The sequence below is a fragment of the Idiomarina sp. 28-8 genome (genome assembly GCF_000320945.2).
Classification (GTDB): domain Bacteria; phylum Pseudomonadota; class Gammaproteobacteria; order Enterobacterales; family Alteromonadaceae; genus Idiomarina; species Idiomarina loihiensis.
The window spans coordinates 159,071-176,984 of the sequence record NZ_DF266789.1 but is presented as its reverse complement, the minus strand read 5'-3'; the positions used below and the strand labels follow the sequence as shown (position 1 = coordinate 176,984).

The following is a 17,914-nucleotide window of genomic DNA, read 5'->3' as shown; positions in this document are numbered from 1 at the left end:
GTATCCGGCCACGTCAGGCTATTTAACGATATCCAGCCAGACCATGCGATGGTCGGAAGAGGCACTGCGCTTTTGCATTAGCTTGCTGCCAGCCTCATCACCCACAGGCCAGAACACGCCTGCGTCTTTAACGACTAAATCGTTAGACGGCAGCACGTAGTCGACGCGCTTGCGCCAGGCCGCTGTATGATACTGCGAGCCTTGTTTGTCTGGTGAGTGCTGTTCACCGCCGTGGCTTTGGGGTTTAACGTCATTTACCCGAGGGTGTTGCAGCAATTGTTCTATAGCGCCATCAACACCACCAGAGCCAGCCTCTGCATTCATGTCACCTAAAACAATAAAGCTTTCATTTTGACCAAGCCCACCGCGTGAACCTTTATCATCATAAATATAATTGTCTTTACCCGGCGTTAGGTAGTCAGCGAATAAGCGAATTTCATCGTAGTTACGCATGCCGTTGCTGTTTTCCGGGCCGTCGAATGCTGGCGGTACCGGGTGAGCAGCCAATAAATGAATGACTTTGTCGCCCACTTGCACCGGAATGTCCCAATGCGACTTCGAACTTAAAGGGTACTGCGCCATAACTTCCTCGGGGTACCATTGTTCGTCAGTTGGCTTTTTCTGGTCATTCATAACGTAGGGGATATGGCGGCCGGGCATGTCTTTCCACAAGAAGTGCTGAAAGGTTCGTGCTTTATCGACTTGCAGTGGGTACTTCGACAAAATGACCATACCGTACTGACCCGGATACCAACCAAAACCCCAGGCGTCGATGCCGGTGCCTTGTGCCTTGCCGTCGCGGTTTAAGTCAAAAGGCGAGGGCACACCGGTATTTACCGGAGCAATATAAGCATAAGGATACTCAATTGCTTTTTGTCCGTTCTGTGAAACTGACAGGTACTTTTCCTGAAAGACATTTACGCCAACCTGTTTATCAACGTAATCGAATTCGTTCAGTAAAACGATATCCGGTCGTACACGTTGCAGTATTTCGGCAATACCACGAATTTGTCTATGATCCTGCTGTAACACCTCTGGTACAGGAGATTTGTCTAACTGCGGGAGCTCGCTATCGCTCAGGTAATTAGATGCGTCCATACTGACATTAAAAGTCGCAACCCGTATGGTTTCTGGTTCGCCTTTGCCGGAACCGGCGGTTGCATTAAAAGAGGTAGGAATCATAAGAACAACGAATGTTAAAATTAATAAAAACCGTATAAAGCCCATGGGATAACCGTTTGAGAGCAGCCTAAGACAGTGAGTGAGAATAAAGGTTCCCGGATGACTAGGCAAGAGCTAATAAATTGACTAAAATATGTCACATATCTGACACAAAAATGTCTTAGAAGTGTAATGAAACCAGCCCGATCCCATACAGCTCCGACCTCTTGCCGCGTACTGAATACTTTTCAGGCTATGAGTTTCCCGGTAATGAATCAGCTGTTATGCCGCGGCTCTTCATCGAATAGTAAGCGAACGATCCAGTTTCCCCTTCTGCGTTCGCAAAAGAGTTCTTCCGCTTCACGCATGTTAACTAAGTTGTCATATTTTTTCTTTACCTCATTTCGTCCTTTTCAACACTTTCTTTTTATCGTTGCTAAAAAACTAGGAAATAACTCATGAGAATGAACTCCAAGGTGAGTCGCATTTCTGCAGCTATTGCTTTAGCTGTGGGAATTTCGACAAGCGCTTTTGCTCAAGAAACATCATCGTCTATGCGTGGTGTTATCACAGGTCCACAGGGTAACCCTGCAGCAAACACAAAAATTGTTATTATTCACCAGCCAACAGGTACGGTGAATGAATTTACAACAAACGAAGATGGTACTTTCATCGCGAAAGGCCTACGTGTTGGCGGGCCGTACCAGGTTATTCTGGACTCTGAGCAATATCGTGATGCAGTTCTTGAGGATGTTTATTTAAATCTTGGGGATACTTACCGTTTAACACGTCAGCTTGAATCTGCTGATATGGAACGTTTGGTGGTAACTGGCTCTGCGATACTGATGGAAAGTGGCGGAGCCAGCAGTAGCTTTGGTGAAGATACGATCAATAACATGCCAAGCCTTAACCGTGACTTAAAAGACGTAGCTCGCATTAACCCTCTGGTTACTATTAATGGGTCGGGCGAGATGACGATTGCCGGTGGCGACCCTCGTATGAACAGCATCACGGTAGATGGGATTGGCCAGAATGATGACTTTGGTCTAAATTACGGTGGCTATCCCACAGAGCAACCTCCGGTTTCTTTAGGCGCTATAGAACAAATATCTGTAGATGCTGCACCTTTCTCTGTAAAAAAAGGCGACTTTTCTGGCGGCACAATTAATGCTGTTACTAAATCGGGTACTAATGAGTTTAAAGGCGAAGTTTTTTACGAATACACAAGCCCAGATTTAAAAGGTGACGTTGACGTTATTCGTGAAAACTATCGTCAGACTGACGATAACGGCTACCGTACCTATCGAGAGGAAAGTGTTGAATCGAATGATACGATTTCAACCTTTGGGTTATCGCTAGGTGGTCCGATTATTAAAGATCAACTGTTCTTCTTTACGAATTACGAAGAGTGGACAAACGAAGTTGACCTTGATTACGGGTTTGAAAACAGTGGTGCGACTAATGAGTTTTATATCACTGAAGCCGAATTTAACGAGTTCATGAGTGCTCTCGACAATTACGGTTTAAGTGATTCGCTCGGTGGTGACCCTGAAAGTAAAGACCGCAAGTGGCTGACTAAGCTCAGTTGGAATATTAATAATGACCACCGTTTTGATGTCACCTATCAGTGGCAGGATAATGCTGATGAGCGTGAGTTTGCTACCGGTGGTACGACGATTCCGTTGAGTTCACGTCGTTATACCTACCATACTCGCATGAACAATGTCAGTGCACGTTTGTACAGTGATTGGTCCGCAAATTTCATTACAGAAATTGGCATCACATATAAAGATGTTGAAGCCAACTCTTTGACCAATTCGAGCCTGGGTGCCATTGAAGTCGACCTTGAAGAGCGCGGGCCGACATTTGAACTTGGACGTGACCGTTATCGCCATGCGAATGTCGCAAAGAATGACAACTTAACCTTCAACTTTGATGCAACGTACTTGTACGGAGAACATGAAATTGTATTCGGTGCGCAAGTTGAAGAACTGACTCTATATAATAAGTTTGTTCCCGACTCATTAGGTTACTGGAAGTTTGATTCTCTTGAAGACTTTGCCGCAGGCGTAGTGGGGATTGACGATAACGGAAACCGTAATTTCGCTTATCAGAATGCGTATACCAATAATTCAGAAGATGCAGCGTATGAAGTTGATAGAACAACTTATGCGCTTTATGTTGGTGACACATTCTACGTTACGCCTAACCTGGAAGTGAATGGTGGCCTGCGCTATGAGCGTTTGAGTTCGAGTGATAAGCCTACCCTGAATGAAAACTTCGAGCAGGCTTACGCTGAGCAAGGAATAACAAACCAAGAGAATCTTGATGGTCTGGACATTATTTTGCCTCGTGTTGGCTTTAAATACTATACAGATACCAGTTTAGTCGTTCGTGGTGGCATTGGTCGCTTCTATGGTGGCGTGCCGAATGTTTGGTATACCAATCCATTTACAAAGGATGGCGTGACTTTAGTTTCGGCACCGACGAGTGTTATCAATAACTACTTCGATGGTCGTACGGATGTGGACTTTACTCAAGTTCCGGAAGATATTCTGGACTCTATGGAACAAGGTAACGGTAGCACTAACTTTACTGATCCAAATTTTGAGTTACCTAGCGATTGGCGCGCCCAATTAGCCTTCGACTATGAATTGGATATTCCATACTTAGGTGACATGTTTAATGCCACAACGTCATTTATGTATAAACGCATAGAAGATCAGCCCGTTTGGTATAATACCGCTATAGAAGAAGTGGGTTATGCTGCTGATGGTGAGCGTATTATTTATGAGTCTCGCTACGACGGTGACCGAGCTCAGAACTACGATATTATGCTGACTAACTCACCTGATGACGGTCGTGCATTTATTTTCTCACAGTCTTTAGCTAAGCAATGGAATAACGGTTTAAGTTTCACCGCCAGCTATACGTATCAGGATGTTGAAGACAATGGCGCGGGTTCATCGTCCCAGGCGGCAAGCAACTATAAGCACTACGTCGCTAAAAGTCGTAACCAGGCATTTTCTGCGACGGGCAACTTCGAAGTTGAGCATAGTGTGAAAATTACTCTGGGTTACAAGAAAGAGTTTTTTGCCGACTATGAAACACGCTTTAACTTATTCTTTGAACGTCGTTCAGGTCGTCCGTTCAGCTATATTATGGGTATGTTCGAAGATGGTGACTTTGGGGATAGTTCATTCGAGAGTATGTATACTCAGTCGGCCTATCTGCCATATATTCCAGCTAACGGCGAAGATCCTAACGTTGATTGGGATAACTCAATCAGTTGGGATGAAATTAAAATGTTACTCGATAACGCCGGTATCGCCTATGGCGGTGACGAGGGCTATATCCTTGATCGCAATACTCACAACCAACCGTGGGTAACGGATATCGACTTAAGTATCCAGCAGGAAATTCCGGGCTTTATGGATGGGCACAAAGGAATTCTATACTTAACAATTGATAATTTTGCTAATCTACTGAACAGTGACTGGGGTGTTGAGCGCTATCTGACTTACCCGCAAGTTGCCCTGTATGACTTTGGTGGTTTAAGTGATGAAGGCAAGTACCAGATTGACTCAGTCTATAATGGCTACTATCCAAATAATTACAGCTCGGTTGATATGAGCAGCTCTTCGTGGAGCGCTAAATTAGGTGTTCGTTATACCTTCTAAAGCAAAAAACAAACTAAAACAAATAAAAGCCTCACAATTTTGTGGGGCTTTTTTTTTGGAGTACTTTCACTAAATTGTCATAAACAAGCTTTACCCTCTTCCTCGCATAAATACCCAAAACCAAAATCGGGAAGAACAAAACTATGTTTAACTCTACTTTCAAGCGTACAGCTGTTGCAGCTGCTATTGCTATGGGTCTTAGCGGTGCTGCTATGGCTCAGGAAACTTCATCCAGCCTGCGTGGTGTTGTTACCACTGAGTCCGGACAGGTTGTATCAAACGCGACTATCCAGTTGCGCGATGACCGTACTGGAACAACCAAAACCTTACGCTCAAACGAGCAAGGCACATTCTCTTCACGGGGCTTGCCGGTTGGTGGTCCGTACACTATCGTGGTGGAAGGTCCAAACGGCCGCACCCAGGTTGTAGAAGACGTTTACCTGACCTTAGGTGACTCACAAAATGTAAATGTTATGCTTCAGTCTCAGGAAGAGATGGAACGCTTAAGCGTTACTGGTTCTATGACCAGCAATGCGTTGTATGGTAGCAACAGTCCGGCTGCAAACTTTAATCTTCAGGATTTAGAAAACGCTCCGGCGAGTGACCGTGACTTGCGTGATGTTGTGTCGATTGATCCGCGCATCTATATCAATGAAACGAACTCTGGTGCTATTCAGTGTGGCGGCGCTAACCCTCGTTTTAACAGCTTGACCGTTGATGGCGTTCGTATGAATGATAACTTCGGCCTGAACAGCAGCGGTTATCCGACTGAACGCATGCCGTTCTCTTACGATGCCATTGAGCAGGTTGCGGTAGAGTTTGCACCATTTGATGTACAGTACGGTGGTTTCACTGCCTGTAATATCAACGCGGTTACCAAAACTGGCGACAACGAAATGTTCGGTGGTGTGTTCTATGACTACACCAACGATTCATTGCAAGGTGACGAGCTGGAAGGCGACAGTATTAACGTTGGTGACTTCAGCGAAAAACGTTATGGCTTCAACCTTGGTGGTGCGTTTATTGAAGACAAATTATTCTTCTTTACTGCGTACGAAAAACTGGAAGGTTCTGACACTTTTGATCGTGGTCCTGAAGGCTCAGGTGCGGCGACAGAAGTTGTTGGCGTAAGCCAGGCTGACGTTGAGCGTATCGCTGATATTGCACAGAATGTTTACGGATACAATCCTGGTGGTTTTCCGGCAAGCATGCCAGTCGAAGACGAAAAATTCCTTGCTAAGTTAGATTGGTATATTAATGATGCGCATCGTGCGTCATTAACTTACAACTATAACGACGGTTATTCTATTGCGGAGTCTGATGGTGATTCAGACGAGTTAGAGTTTTCTAACCACTTCTACGAGCGTGGCGCTAAGTTCACTTCTTATGTTGGTGAGTTATACTCTGACTGGAGTGATAACTTCTCGACTGAAGCACGTATTGGTTACTCTGAGTTAGATGCTCGTGTTAACCCGTTGGGCGGCACCGATTTCGGTGAAGTGCAGATTGGTGTTAATGACGCAACGGTTTACTTAGGTGCGGATGACTCTCGTCATGCGAACAAGCTGAAATACGATACGACCTTCTTCAAATTAAAAGGTACCTACTTAGCCGGTGATCACGTTATTTCTGCCGGTATCGAGCGCGAAGAATATGACGTGTTTAACCTGTTTGTTCAGGAAGCAGAGGGTGAGTACCGTTTCGGCTCTATTGATGACTTTGAAGCGGGTACACCGAGTACTGTAATTTATGAAAGCGCTGCCGGTACTAACAATCCGCAAGACGCAGCCGCTGAATTTGCTTACGCGGTAAATACTGCTTATGTTCAGGACGAATACTATTACGCTCCAATGGACATTACTTTCACTTATGGCTTGCGTTATGACTGGTATACCAGCGATGACTTGCCGGTGAATAACCCATTGAACCAGGAACTGTACGGCTTCTCTAACCAGCAAAACATGGATGGTCAGGACTTATTGCAACCCCGTTTTGGTTTCAACTGGTTTGTTAACCCGGACTTAGAAGTTCGCGGTGGTGTTGGCTTGTATTCTGGCGGTAACCCGAACGTGTGGATTTCTAATAACTACTCAAATAACGGTGTAACTCAGTACGAGGCTTCTCGCAGCTTTGCAGACGAGCCGTTATTTAATGTGCCGCACACTGGCGAAGGCCGTCCAATTTATGATGTTCCTCAAGAGCTGTTCGACGAGGTGGCTAACGCAAGTGGTCAGGGCCCAATTAATACTATGGACCCTAACTTCGAATTACCAAAAGAATGGAAATACGCTTTAGGTGCAACTTACACCTTGCCGGATAATTACATTCTGATGGCTGACTTCTTATATACTGATAAGAAAGATGCTGCAGTTATCTACAACATGGGTCTGGAGCAGGTTGATACGGCACCAGATGGTCGTCCAATTTTTGAAGAGTTGTCTACTGATGGACGTGACCAGGGCGATGACTTCCTGCTGACGAATGTTGATGGTGATTCAGGCTCACAGACGACTGTTTCACTGGCGTTGAGTAAGACTCATGACTTTGGTCTGGACTGGACCTTTGGTTATGCTTACAACAAAGCGGAAGACGTTAACCCAATGACCAGTTCAGTGTCGTTCTCTAACTACACGAATCTGGCAACAGCTAACGCTCAGAATCCTGGTGTTTCTACGTCTAACTACGAAATACCGCACCGCTTTACCTTTAAAGCGAACTACACTAAAGAGTTCTTTGATGGCTACGAAACTGTTGTGACCTTGTTTGGTACACGCAACAAAGGTCGTCCGTTCTCTTATACAATGAGCGATGGTCCTTTTGGCGACATAGCCTATCAGGGACGTAGCTTGCTTTACGTACCAACAGGTCTGGATGATCCAAACTTTGCCGTCGGTACAGACGGTGATGGTAACCCATTTGAAACAGGTGCTTTCTTCGACTTCCTTGAAGAGTCTGGTTTGAGCAAATACGCGGGCGGCATAGCACCACGTAACGAGTTCAACAGCAAATGGTGGACTAAAGTGGACTTGCGTGTTGAGCAGGAATTACCAGGCTTTATGGACGGACACAAAGCATCTGCCTTCTTCGTTATTGAAAACTTAGGTAATATGCTGAACGACGACTGGGGCGTGCTGTATGAAGCTCGATTCCCACGCGCCATCAATATTGCTGACGTTGAAATTAATGACGCGGGTCAGTACCAGTTCAACAATTTCCGCGACGTATCAAACGTTCAGTCACGCCAGGGTGAACCTTCACTATGGTCTGTGCGCATAGGCGTAGAATACAAGTTCTAACGGACGTAACCTGACGTTTACGTCAGGAACGATATCCCACCTGACATAAATGTCAGGCTACGGGGTGGCATTTCAGATTACGGAATGTCAGGTTATGAGTTAGTGTTATGAATAAACCGCCGCTGGTATTGCCCGCGGCGGTTTATTGTTTTAACCTCCCAGTATCAGACATTTACAAACGCACCCTAATGGAACTGAGCTGGACCAGTCTTTTACCTTCCTTATTGGCAATTGTATTTGCCATAGTTACCCGAAAAGTTCTGCTGGCGCTTATTGGCGGTATTATTCTGGCCAATATACTGCTGTTCTGGCCTGCTCCTGACAATATTGCTTACGGCACTTTAAACAGCACCTGGGACACCCTTATCGACCCCAGTAATATGCTGGTGTGGTTTTTTACTCTGGGTATTGGTGCGTTGTTTGGCGTGCTGGAAAATGGCGGTACGTTTAAAGAGTTTGTGCTGAAGCTGGAAAAAAAGCAGTGGATAGAAAACAAGCGCCGGGCACGGTTAATGACCTGGATACTGGGCGTCGTGGTCTTTATTGAATCGAACGTGACCATTATGATTTCCGGCACCACTTCGCGGCCTATTTATGACCGCCTGGGCATTGCCCGCGAAAAGCTCGCTTACATTGTTGACTCTACCTGTGCTGCTATTTGTATTTTAATTCCGCTGAATGCCTGGGGGGCGTTTAATTTAACGCTCATTACGAACCAGGGCGTTGAGCAACCATTGCTGGTGTTTATTCAGTCTATTGCCTTTAACTTCTATGCCATTTTTGCGGTATTGCTGGCGCTTTTTGTGGCGCTGTTCGACTGGAACATTGGGCCGATGAAAGCCTTTGAAAAGAATGCTGTGCCCGATCAGGTTTCCAAAAATACCTGGGGCGATGGCCCGGATGATGAGGCCAGTTTTGGTAAGGGTACGGCGGTAGTCATGACCAGCCTGATTTCGCTGGTGGTGATGGTTCCGGTTATGCTGCTGGCTACCGGGAACGGCGTATTGGTTGACGGCAACGGCACTTTAAGTGTGTTTGTCGCTATTTATGTGGCGCTGGGCATTGCCGTAGCCGGAACTCTGATGACACAGCCGGCAGGCTTGGTCGATGTTGGTAAGTACCTGCTAAAAGGTGCCTGGAATATTCTGCCGTTGGCGGTCATTTTGTGGTTGTCTATTGCGCTGGGAGGCTTAACCCGCGACTTAGGTACGGGAGAGTTTTTGGCCGCTGCTCTGGATGGTTCGGTGGCATTGTGGATGCTGTTACCGCTGATATTTGTGCTGTCGGCTATTACCGGTTTTTCTATCGGCTCCAGTTGGGGAACCTTTGCCATTATGCTGCCTCTGGCGATACCGCTGGCAATGACGTTAGGTTTGCCGGCCGCGCCATTTATAGCGGCGGCAATTTCCGGTGGCATATTCGGTGACCATGCGTCGCCTATTTCTGATACCACTATTATTGCTTCTATGGCGTCGGGAGTTGAGCACATAGACCATGTGCGTACGCAGTTGCCTTATGCCTTATTAGCAGGGCTTGCAGCGACTGTGGCTTACGCCATAACGGGTATGCTTATTTAGCGTTAGCTTTGGCGGATTTGCGGCGGGCGCGAAAGAAACGACGTAAAATGTCGCCGCATTCTTCTGCTAAAACACCGCTTTCTACATCGACTTTATGGTTCATGGAGGCGTGGTTAATAACCTCAATGGCAGTGCCGGTGGCTCCTGTCCGCGGGTCGGTTGCGCCGAACACCAGGCGTTTGACTCGTGCATGAGTGATTAAACCGGCACACATGGCACAGGGTTCAAGGGTGACGTACAGGGTGGCATTGACCAACCGATAGTTATCGATAGCCTGACCGGCAGAACGAATAGCTTGTGCTTCGGCATGGGCGGAAGGGTCGGACAAAGAAATAACCTGATTGTAACCTTCGCCAACAATTTTATCGTCCATGACCAATACCGCGCCAACGGGCACTTCGTCTGCGTTTTGTGCCTGTTCAGCAAGTTCTAAGGCTCGCTGCATGTAGATTTCATCGGTTGTCATGAGGGCGATTTTAGCGCAGGATATTACCCAGTACCAGAATAACAATCCGCACTTATGCAGGAGAGAACAATGAAAAAGCTCATTATTAGCTTAATGCTGGCCAGTAGCTTTGGCTATAGCGCTCAGGCTGCTGCTCAGCAGTCACCGGTAAAAGTCAGCAGTGACTTAGAAGCTCAGGTCATTGAATGGCGTCGTCATATTCATGCCAACCCTGAACTGAGTAACCGCGAATTTGAAACCGCAAAAATGGTGGCTGAGCATTTGCGCTCTCTGGGCATGGAAGTGGAAACCGGTGTCGCGCATACCGGTGTTGTAGGCATGCTAAAAGGCGGTAAGCCGGGCCCAACCATCGCGTTACGTGCGGATATGGACGCATTGCCTGTTACTGAACAGACAGATGTGCCTTTTAAGTCGACGGTAAAATCAGAGTATCGTGGTAAAGAAGTGGGGGTAATGCACGCCTGCGGACACGATAATCACGTTGCTATGTTAATGGGGGCGGCGGAAAAGCTAGCCGAAATGAAGGATGAACTTGCCGGGAACGTTATGTTTATCTTCCAGCCAGCTGAAGAAGGCGCGCCTGAAGGCGAAGAGGGCGGCGCTGAGTTAATGCTGGAAGAAGGCTTGTTTGCTGAGAATAAGCCAGAAAAAGTCTTTGGTATTCATGTCTGGGCAGGTTTCCCTACAGGTCATGTGGGCTATCGTAAAGGCCCGCTGATGGCGTCTTCGGATCAGTTCGAAATTAAAGTAAAAGGTAAGCAAGCGCACGGTTCTACGCCATGGGCTGGTGTTGACCCTATCGTGACCTCAGCACAAATTATTAATAACGCACAGACCATTATCAGCCGTCAGACGAATATCACCAAAGCCCCGGCTGTTTTGTCTTTTGGCATTGTGGAAGGTGGTGTGCGTAATAACATTATTCCGGACGAAGTGACCTTAATTGGCACCATCCGCAATTTTGATATGGATATTCGTTCGGATATTCACGCTAAATTGAAGCACACAGCCGAGAAAACAGCCGAGGCGAATGGTGCAGAAGCCCACGTGCATGTCGATTTAGGCTACCCGGTAACCAGTAATGATGCAGACTTGATTGACGAAATGCTGCCGGTAACAAGAGCGGTAGCTGGCGCCGATAAAGTACAGGAAGTGCCTTTAGTGACCGGAGCTGAAGACTTCTCGTATTATGCGCTGGAAGTACCCGGAATGTTTGTCTTTTTAGGGGTTACCCCACCGGAGCGCGATATGTCAGAAGAACCGAGTAACCACTCGCCGCATTTTTACGCTGACGAAGACGCACTGAAAACCGGTACTGAACTCTATGTGAATTGGGCTTTGGAATCTCTCTAATATGCCGAAGTCTGCAGTATCGCTGTTTGCTATTTTACTGCTGGTCGCTAGTGTAATAACGGCCTGCAGTCCTCAAACCCGCCCCGATGCCATGTCCGTAGTTCAGGAACGTCAGGTATTGCGGGTGGGAACTTTGATAAACCCAACAAGTTATTATTTTGACCATGACCGCGAGCAGGGTTTCGAGTACGACTTGGCGAAACGTTTTGCTGATCGCTTAGGCGTGGAGCTGGAGATGGTGCCGCGCTTTGACGTGAACGACTTGTTTACCATGCTGCGGCGCGGCGAGGTTGATATTGTTGCGGCAGGTCTGGACCGGACATCGACGCGCGCTCAGCTATTCCGCTTTAGTCCGCCTTACGACATTATTAGCCAGAAGGTGGTTTTCAAGCAGGGTTCGCGTCAACGTCCACGAGACTTGCAGCAGATTACCGACGGTGAAATTGTGGTGGTGGAAGGCAGTTCTCACCATGAGTTTTTAAAAAGCCTGGGTGACAGTATTCCGACACTAAAGTGGCGCGAGACCCGCGATCACGATGCGGTCGAGCTGTTGCAAATGGTGATTAGCGGCGAGGTTGATTACACCATTACCGATAGCACGGCGTTAGATATTCAGCGGCGGTTTCATCCCGACTTAAGTGTGGCTTTTACGGTAAAGCATGATCAGGATATTGCCTGGGCTTTACCGCAGGGCACGGACGACTCGTTATTTTCCGCGGTTATTGAGTATTTTGGTGAAATTCGCTCTAGTGGGCGTTTAGCTCATATTAAAGAGCAGCACTTTGGTCACGTAAAACAATTTAATTATGTAACGACCAGTTTGTTTATAGAAGCGGTAGAGCGTGTCCTGCCTGTTTATATAGAAACTTTTAAAGAGCATTCAGGGTCGCTTGACTGGCGTTTGCTGGCTGCTATTTCTTATCAGGAATCGTTGTGGAACCCGCGGGCAGTTTCTCCTACTGGGGTGCGCGGCATGATGATGCTGACGTTGCCTACAGCCAAAGCTATGGGGGTTAAGAGCCGCTTGAATGCCGAACAAAGTATTCGTGGCGGTGCGCGTTATCTGGAGCGTATGCTAAATAGGGTGCCTGCAAGAATTCCGCAACCGGACAGAACCTGGTTTGCGTTAGCTGCGTATAATATAGGATTCGGTCATTTAGAAGATGCGCGGATTTTAACTGAACACCAGGGTGGGAACCCGGACCGCTGGGTGGACGTGAAAAAACGTCTGCCACTGCTGAGACAAAAGCAGTTTTACCGCCACACTCGCTATGGTTTCGCACGAGGCGATGAACCAGTGACCTATGTCGGTAACATTCGCCGTTTTTACGACACATTGAAATATTTAGATGAACAAGGACGGCTGTAGCCTGTTCCGTACGACGTAGCCTGACATTTATGTCAGGTGGGGTATCGCTCCTGACGTGAACGTCAGCCTACGATATCCGGTAAGGGTTCCGTGAATGTAGCCTGACATTTATGTCAGGTGAGATGCCGTTCCTGACGTAAACGTCAGGCTACTGAAACTGCAGTTCTTTGTAGCTGAAATTGGCTTTGACTTCTTTTTGCATCCATTCCAGCATAACGAAGCAGCGCGATTCGCCGTCCAGCTTCACAATTTTAGCAAGGAATCCACGGAAAGGGCCTTGCTGAATTTCGACCGTGTCGCCTATTTGAGGCGCCTGTTCATCGGTCAGTTGATCAACCCCTCGCATTTGGTCAATCCAGCTTTGTGGGACCTTCGGAATGTTGTCGCCAAAACGCAGAACACCCGCAACACCATAAGTGCTGCGCAGTTTGTAAAACTGCTCAATAATGTCATCGGGCTTAACGAACACATAGCCCGGGAACATACGCTCAACGACTGAGGTACGCACACCCCGACGAACCTTTTTTACAGTTAACTCGGGCGCGAAAACACCAAATCCCTGATTCTCCAGATTCAGTATGGCGCGTTCTTCCTGCTTAGGCTTGGTTCGTACTATGTACCAAACGTCAGATTCGAGTTCATTCATAACAGGTCCTTTTGTGCGTCGGCCGCCGATCTTTCCACATTAGCCTAAGTTACGCAAATTAGGCTGGTAAGCGAACATAAAGTCGTTGCAAAAAACCGGCATGACACGGTAAGCTGATTAAGCATTTCAAAGCAATAAAGGCCTAAGTCTATGCAAGCCAACCGCCTCAGACGTGAAAACAACTCCCGACGTCGCGCCGTTATTCGTAAGCGCAAACAACGCATCATTGAGCGCCGCGAAAAGTGGTTTCGCATAGTGAATCGCGAAGGTACCCCGAAAATCGAGTAGCCTGACGTTTACGTTAGGAGCGATATCTCACCTGACATAAATGTCAGGCTACAAACCCCCAGGTTCGATATTGTACCTGACATGAATGTCAGGCTACTGTATAATCTGCCAGCAAAAATCGCCCAGCTTTGGAGACCTTGCTTGTGGAAATCTACCGCGGTGCACCTGCCTTATCAGCCTTCAAAACAACGAAGCAACTTGAACAACTGAAACAGGCAGGAATTCCTGTCAAAGAGCTTTATGCCGAGTATCAGCACTTTGTTGACTTGCATAATGAACTTAGCGACGAACACCGTTCGGTATTGCTGCAACTACTGAAGTACGGCCCCGAAATGCCGGCGCACGAGCCACAAGGTGCTCTGGTACTGGTAACCCCTCGCATTGGAACAATTTCCCCCTGGGCCTCTAAAGCAACTGACATTGCCCACAATTGTGGCTTGAAAAGCATTCATCGTGTTGAGCGTGGTGTGGCTTTTTATCTGCAGGGTGACTTGTCGGCAGAAGAACTGAAGCAGGCTGCGCTACTATTGCATGATCGTATGACCGAAAGTGTGTTGTACGACATGAACGACGCGCAGCAGCTATTCCGCTCACAGGAACCGCAGCCATTGTCTTCGGTAGATATTCTCGCTGGCGGCCGTGAAGCACTGGCACAGGCAAATATCAGCTTAGGTCTGGCACTGGCCGACGACGAAATTGATTATCTGGTAGAGAATTTCCGCAAACTGGACCGTAACCCGAATGACATTGAGCTTTATATGTTTGCCCAGGCAAACTCTGAGCACTGTCGTCATAAAATTTTTAACGCCGACTGGACCATAGACGGCGCGGAACAGCCTAAGTCGCTGTTCAAAATGATTAAAAACACCTTTGAAACCACACCGGACTACGTGTTGTCGGCTTACAAAGACAATGCCGCCGTTATGGAAGGCCATGAAGCCGGGCGTTTCTACCCACAACCGGACAGCATGAGCTATGGCTACAGCCACGAGCCGGTGCATATCTTAATGAAGGTGGAAACGCATAACCACCCAACGGCTATTTCTCCTTACCCGGGTGCGGCAACCGGCTCGGGCGGTGAAATTCGCGACGAAGGCGCTACCGGTGTTGGTTCTAAACCTAAAGCTGGTTTGGTGGGTTTCAGCGTTTCTAACCTGAACATTCCAGGTTTTAAGCAACCATGGGAAGAGAACTACGGCAAACCAGCGCGTATTGTTTCGGCGCTGGATATTATGCTGGAAGGCCCATTAGGCGGCGCAGCCTTTAATAATGAATTTGGTCGCCCGGCGCTGACCGGCTATTTCCGTACTTACGAGCAAACAGTCGACAGCCACAATGGACGCGAGACCCGTGGTTACCATAAGCCAATTATGATTGCCGGTGGTTTAGGCAATATTCGTGAAGCTCACGTACAAAAAGGTGATATTCCGGTTGGTGCTAAGCTGGTTGTACTAGGTGGTCCGGCAATGAACATTGGCTTAGGTGGCGGCGCAGCATCTTCTATGGCGTCGGGCGAGTCGACCGAAGATTTAGATTTTGCTTCAGTGCAACGTGAAAACCCGGAAATGGAACGCCGTTGTCAGGAAGTGATTGACCGCTGCTGGCAGCTAGGGGCCGATAACCCTATTGCCTTTATTCACGACGTGGGCGCTGGTGGTTTGTCGAATGCCATGCCCGAGCTGGTGAGTGATGGTGGTCGTGGTGGCCGCTTTGAATTGCGCGAGATACCAAACGATGAACCCGGCATGACACCGCTGGAAATTTGGTGCAACGAGTCGCAGGAACGCTACGTTATTGCCATTGCTCCGGAGAACATGGCGCGTTTTGAAGCCTTGTGTGAGCGCGAGCGAGCAGAGTACGCCGTTATTGGTGAAGCGACTGAAGAGCTGACTATTTTACTGAACGATGCCAAGTTCTCGAATCAGCCCATTGATTTATCACTGGACGTACTGCTAGGCAAACCGCCGAAGATGCACCGCGACGTGGCCCGCTTGCAGGCCGAAGGTACGCCATTGCATCTGGAAGCGGCTGATTTGAATGACGCGGCTGATCGCTTATTGCGCTTACCGGCTATTGCTGAGAAAACCTTCTTAATTACCATTGGTGACCGCAGTGTTACTGGCCTGGTTGCCCGTGACCAAATGGTTGGCCCGTGGCAGATACCGGTGGCTGACGTTGCGGTAACTGCGGCCAGCTATGACAGCTACCATGGCGAAGCTATGGCCATGGGCGAGCGTACGCCGCTGGCATTACTGAACTTTGGTGCTTCGGCCCGCATGGCAGTAGCAGAGTCTTTGACTAATATTGCCGCTGCGGACATTGGCGACTTAAAACGCATTAAATTATCCGCCAACTGGATGTGCGCAGCTGGTCATCCGGGTGAAGACGCAGGTTTGTATGAGGCCGTTAAAGCCGTCGGTGAAGAGCTGTGTCCTGAACTGGGTATTACTATTCCGGTAGGTAAAGATTCGATGTCGATGAAAACTCAGTGGCAGGAAGACGGCGAAGACAAAGCTGTGACCGCGCCAATGAGTCTGGTTATTACGGCGTTTGGCCGGGTGAATGATATTCGCTCTACATTGACACCGCAGTTGCGTACCGACAAAGGTCAGTCGCATCTGGTACTGATTGATTTAGGTAAAGGCCAGAACCGTTTAGGCGGCTCTGCACTGGCGCAGGTGTACCAGCAACTGGGGCAACATACGCCAGACCTGGACGACACTGAAGCTTTTAAAGCTTTCTTTAACACCACGCAGCAGTTGGTAACCGAAGGTCGTTTACTGGCGTATCACGACCGCTCGGACGGTGGTTTATTCACTACTGTTGCGGAAATGGCCTTTGCCGGTAACTGTGGTGCGAAAGTAGCGCTGGACGAATTAGGCGAGGATAACTTAGCGACTCTGTTCAACGAAGAGCTGGGTGCTGTTATTCAGGTTAGTGACGAGCAGTACCAAAAAGTCATGGACGCCTATAAAACCGCTGGTTTGGGCGACTGTGTGAAACGCATTGGTGAGCCAACGCATGAAGATGCCATTGTCTTTACCCGTGACGAACAGAATGTATTAGCCCAGAGCCGTACGCACTGGCGTACGGTATGGGCAGAAACGACGCACCACATGCAGCGTCTGCGTGACAACCCAGTGTGTGCTGACGAAGAATTCCGTCTGAAACAACGTGCCGATAACCCGGGTTTACTGGCCGACTTAACTTTTGATCCTTCTGAGGATATTGCTGCGCCTTATATTGCTAAGGGCGTTGCGCCGAAAGTGGCGATTCTGCGTGAGCAGGGCGTGAACTCGCATTACGAAATGGCCGCGGCGTTTGACCGTGCCGGTTTTGAAGCGGTTGATGTTCACATGAGCGACATTCTGGCTGGTCGTGTGTCGTTAGAAGATATGCAGGCACTGGCTGCTTGTGGTGGCTTCTCGTATGGCGACGTATTAGGTGCCGGTGAGGGCTGGGCTAAATCTATTTTATTTAACGACCGTGCGCGTGAGCAGTTTGAAGCTTTCTTTAAGCGTAACGATACACTGGCACTGGGTGTGTGTAACGGCTGTCAGATGTTGTCGACTCTGAAGCAGTTAATTCCGGGAACTGAGCATTGGCCTCGTTTTGTGACTAACCGCAGCGAGCGTTTTGAAGCGCGCTTTAGTCTGGTGGAAGTGCAGGAATCTAAGTCGATTTTCTTAGGTGACATGGCGGGTTCGCGTATGCCAATTGCGGTGTCTCATGGTGAAGGCCGTGCGGAGTTTGCTAACCCTCAGCAGCAGTCTCAGCTGGAGCAAAGTGGCCAGGTTCCACTGCGATACATTGATAACTGGGGCGAAGTAGCTGAGCAGTATCCGGCCAACCCGAATGGTTCACCGAAAGGTATTACTGCGGTAACCAGTGACGATGGTCGTGTGACCGCAATGATGCCACACCCTGAACGCGTGTTCCGTACCGTAGCCAATAGCTGGCACCCGGATGAATGGGGCGAAGACAGCCCGTGGATGCGCATGTTCCGCAACGCCCGTAAGCACCTCGGGTAACGCGCCCGGCGCAAACCGCAATTCGGCTAACCGGCTGGGTTGCGGGA

Annotated in this window: 10 protein-coding genes; 7 read left to right on the top strand and 3 right to left on the bottom strand. The window is 48.3% G+C overall.

What is annotated here, in order from left to right; translation table 11 throughout:
• Positions 1–18: 18 nt before the first annotated feature.
• The gene (locus tag RJ32_RS00985; RefSeq protein WP_034818361.1) at positions 19–1,227 is read right to left on the bottom strand and encodes an endonuclease/exonuclease/phosphatase family protein; all 1,209 of its coding nucleotides are present in this window, start codon (positions 1,225–1,227) and stop codon (positions 19–21) included.
• 392 nt (positions 1,228–1,619) lie between these two features.
• Between RJ32_RS00985 and RJ32_RS00980 the strand changes: the two genes are divergently transcribed.
• From RJ32_RS00980 to RJ32_RS00970, 3 genes are all read left to right on the top strand, one after another.
• Complete coding sequence (locus tag RJ32_RS00980) at positions 1,620–4,841, top strand: TonB-dependent receptor (RefSeq protein ID WP_051018701.1); 3,222 nt, start codon at positions 1,620–1,622, stop codon at positions 4,839–4,841.
• A 143-nt stretch (positions 4,842–4,984) separates the two neighbouring features.
• Entirely contained in the window at positions 4,985–8,137 is a 3,153-nt protein-coding gene (locus tag RJ32_RS00975; RefSeq protein ID WP_034818360.1) for a TonB-dependent receptor, read from the top strand.
• Positions 8,138–8,244: 107 nt separating this feature from the next.
• Positions 8,245–9,714: a Na+/H+ antiporter NhaC family protein gene (locus RJ32_RS00970; RefSeq protein ID WP_235598887.1), complete on the top strand. Its 1,470-nt coding sequence runs from the start codon at positions 8,245–8,247 to the stop codon at positions 9,712–9,714.
• On the opposite strand, the gene tadA is transcribed toward RJ32_RS00970, so the two are convergent.
• A complete protein-coding gene (tadA, locus tag RJ32_RS00965) occupies positions 9,707–10,180 on the bottom strand; it encodes a tRNA adenosine(34) deaminase TadA (protein ID WP_081423214.1) in 474 nt (157 codons plus the stop codon). The genes RJ32_RS00970 and tadA overlap by 8 nt on opposite strands.
• Before the next feature lie 69 nt (positions 10,181–10,249).
• Here tadA and RJ32_RS00960 point away from each other — a divergent pair, with 69 nt between their 5' ends.
• Both RJ32_RS00960 and mltF read left to right on the top strand, forming a co-directional pair.
• A complete protein-coding gene (locus tag RJ32_RS00960; protein ID WP_034818359.1) occupies positions 10,250–11,533 on the top strand; it encodes an amidohydrolase in 1,284 nt (427 codons plus the stop codon).
• Position 11,534: 1 nt separating this feature from the next.
• A complete protein-coding gene (gene mltF, locus RJ32_RS00955) occupies positions 11,535–12,902 on the top strand; it encodes a membrane-bound lytic murein transglycosylase MltF (RefSeq protein ID WP_034818358.1) in 1,368 nt (455 codons plus the stop codon).
• 148 nt (positions 12,903–13,050) lie between these two features.
• On the opposite strand, the gene RJ32_RS00950 is transcribed toward mltF, so the two are convergent.
• Positions 13,051–13,548, bottom strand: coding sequence for a transcriptional activator RfaH (locus RJ32_RS00950; protein ID WP_034818357.1), 498 nt, complete (start codon positions 13,546–13,548; stop codon positions 13,051–13,053).
• Positions 13,549–13,698: 150 nt separating this feature from the next.
• On the opposite strand from RJ32_RS00950, the gene RJ32_RS14850 reads away from it, so the two are divergent.
• Together RJ32_RS14850 and purL are read left to right on the top strand one after the other, a co-directional pair.
• Positions 13,699–13,836, top strand: a complete 138-nt coding sequence (locus RJ32_RS14850) for a hypothetical protein (RefSeq protein WP_158511967.1) — start codon at positions 13,699–13,701, stop codon at positions 13,834–13,836.
• A 143-nt stretch (positions 13,837–13,979) separates the two neighbouring features.
• Positions 13,980–17,867, top strand: coding sequence for a phosphoribosylformylglycinamidine synthase (gene purL, locus RJ32_RS00945; protein ID WP_034818356.1), 3,888 nt, complete (start codon positions 13,980–13,982; stop codon positions 17,865–17,867).
• The last annotated feature ends 47 nt before the right edge of the window (positions 17,868–17,914 follow it).